The organism is Nonomuraea sp. NPDC003804 (assembly GCF_040610675.1).
Classification (GTDB): domain Bacteria; phylum Actinomycetota; class Actinomycetes; order Streptosporangiales; family Streptosporangiaceae; genus Nonomuraea.
The window spans coordinates 1-1972 of sequence record NZ_JBEXMT010000085.1; the positions used below are offsets into that span (position 1 = coordinate 1).

Below are 1972 nucleotides of genomic sequence, written 5' to 3' on the forward strand. Positions count from 1 at the left end.
GTTGACTCGGTTGGCGACCGGCAGGAAGGGCTTGCCCTGCCGTCGCAGCGTGTCGATGGTCCGCAGGTAAACAACGTAACTGCCCCCGTCGAGCAGCGTCGGGACAATGTAGAGGTCTGCGTCCGGCAACTGATCCTTCACTGGAGCGCTGGGCGGCAGGTCTTGGATCTCAAGGTCAAACCCAGGCGAGGAAGCACGGCTCACGGTGAACGGAGTCTCCCCGTCGCTCATCGCAGACCACGCGACCGATCCGCACTGCGGGTCGCGGTCGTTGACGAGCACGCGGGATTGGCCGGCAAACGCGGCGGCGAGGTTGAGCGAGAGCGTGGTGCGTCCCACGCCTCCCTTGAAACAGCAAACGACTAAACGCATGGCTTGAAGTCCTTTTATGGGTAGGTCGTGCAACACACTACGATGCAAACCTAATCCCGCAAGGGCCATGCAGCTAGAGGGTTTCAGCGGTGCAGACGTCGGAGGTTCAGCGACCCCAGGGCCCGGCGGAAGCCGTGGCCCACCCTGCCGTTGTCTCCACCCCGCTTTTCGGCGGCGAGCAGCCGCCGGCCTGGGCGTCAGGCCACGGCTTTATGGTTGCGACGGAGGTGGGCGTAGGCGGGATGAGGGCGATGAAGCGCGGTGTTGGACCATTCGCCTGCCCGTTGGCGTCCAAACCATGCCTGCATGGCCGGGCAAAGAACGCCCCCGCAGACCTCCGCCAGCGTTCGGCCTTCGTCCACCCGGCGCCGCTCCAGCTTCCCGGTGTGCCCCCGTCGCACCACGAACCGCTCCCCGATCTGAACCAGCGGATTGGCCCCGGCGTCCATAAGCGCCTCAATCATTGCCGCATAACGCGTCGCCAGGACCGGGTCCGACTGGATGGCCTTGGAATACATGAGGGAGGCGACGGCCAACGCAGTGATGCCAGGATCGCCGGCCACGCCAGCGTCGAGGTCGGACGTTCCCTTGAGTGTGTGTAGCCACCCATAGAACGCCAGCGGGTCGTTGGTTTGGATGGCTCGGATGAGGCTTTCGGTCCCGGCACTCATTGCCCACCTCCCAGAACCCCGATGAGCACCAAGGCCACCAGCACGTAGAACGGCACCAGCACGATGCTCCACCACGCCTTCGAAACCTCTTGCAGAACGCTTCCTTGGCGATGCTCCGCCGGCAGTTGATAGAAGCGCACCAGGGCGCGCCCGGCGGAGATGGGGTTGGCGACCAGGTCCCGGTAGAACACCGCGGTGCCCAGGAGACCGACAAACAGCAGGGCCATGTTCAAGAGGCTCATACGAAGCGCTCCTCTTCCTTCTTCCAACGCCGCTCATGGCGGGCGCGGGTGGCCAAGCGCTGGATCCTGCGGTGCTTGTCGGCCAGCTGATTGAGGCCATTGGTGCGGTCCAGGAACCGCGCGGCGGTGTGGAGTTGGAAATGCGCCAGGTCGGTGCTGGCGGGCTCGACGGGATGAATCTTCATGTCTTCACTCTCTTTTATGGGTAGGTCGGCTTACCCATTAAACCGCTCCTACACCACGATCCAACCACATCGCCAACCGATGTCAACCCATTGATTCAAAACATTTTTGACTAAAATAAGGAACTGCTCTCAGGGCTTGTCAAAATGCATTTGTGTCGCATGCTCAAATGCATGACACTGCATGCTCGCCCTCCCCGTTGTTTGCCCGCCCCTGGCTTTGGCCTGGTCGAGTTGCTGCTCGCATTGGGGGTTGCCACGGCAATGGGGGCCGCCGCGTTTTTGGTCTACCCCCGCGTCACCACCCGGGTGAACGTGGCATCGGACGTCGAGAACGTTCGGGACCTGGCCAACCGCGTTGATCGGTCCCATGGCGTCGTTGGCTCGTTCCGCGGCGTCAGCACGTTGAACGTGCTTGAAGATGGGCTGGCCCCCGCCGACTTCCGCCAAGCCAGCGCAGCGACCATGAGCAACGCGTGGGGTGGTGCAGTGACTGTGTCCCCGG

5 protein-coding genes are annotated in these 1972 nt (G+C 63.1%); 1 reads left to right on the forward strand and 4 read right to left on the reverse strand.

Annotation, left to right across the window (positions count from 1 at the left end):
- From ABZX22_RS44890 to ABZX22_RS44905, 4 genes are all read right to left on the reverse strand, one after another.
- Positions 1 to 441, reverse strand: a 441-nt coding sequence (locus ABZX22_RS44890; RefSeq protein WP_354923414.1) for a ParA family protein, incomplete at its 3' end; no start/stop codon positions are given.
- A 128-nt stretch (positions 442 to 569) separates the two neighbouring features.
- Entirely contained in the window at positions 570 to 1043 is a 474-nt protein-coding gene (locus ABZX22_RS44895) for a hypothetical protein (protein ID WP_322888675.1), read from the reverse strand.
- The gene (locus ABZX22_RS44900) at positions 1040 to 1285 is read right to left on the reverse strand and encodes a hypothetical protein (protein ID WP_100442713.1); all 246 of its coding nucleotides are present in this window, start codon (positions 1283 to 1285) and stop codon (positions 1040 to 1042) included. The genes ABZX22_RS44895 and ABZX22_RS44900 overlap by 4 nt, the downstream gene beginning before the upstream one ends.
- Positions 1282 to 1470: a hypothetical protein gene (locus tag ABZX22_RS44905; protein ID WP_031421735.1), complete on the reverse strand. Its 189-nt coding sequence runs from the start codon at positions 1468 to 1470 to the stop codon at positions 1282 to 1284. Before ABZX22_RS44905 ends, ABZX22_RS44900 begins: the two co-directional genes overlap by 4 nt.
- 171 nt (positions 1471 to 1641) lie before the next feature.
- Between ABZX22_RS44905 and ABZX22_RS44910 the strand changes: the two genes are divergently transcribed.
- Positions 1642 to 1972, forward strand: a 331-nt coding sequence (locus ABZX22_RS44910; protein ID WP_354923418.1) for a hypothetical protein, incomplete at its 3' end; no start/stop codon positions are given.

Bases quoted from the DNA above. Each gene is read 5' to 3' on its own strand.
- ABZX22_RS44895 (WP_322888675.1), bottom strand. From the start codon at position 1,043: ATGAGTGCCGGGACCGAAAGCCTCATCCGAGCCATCCAAACCAACGAC.
- ABZX22_RS44900 (WP_100442713.1), bottom strand. From the start codon at position 1,285: ATGAGCCTCTTGAACATGGCCCTGCTGTTTGTCGGTCTCCTGGGCACC.
- ABZX22_RS44905 (WP_031421735.1), bottom strand. From the start codon at position 1,470: ATGAAGATTCATCCCGTCGAGCCCGCCAGCACCGACCTGGCGCATTTC.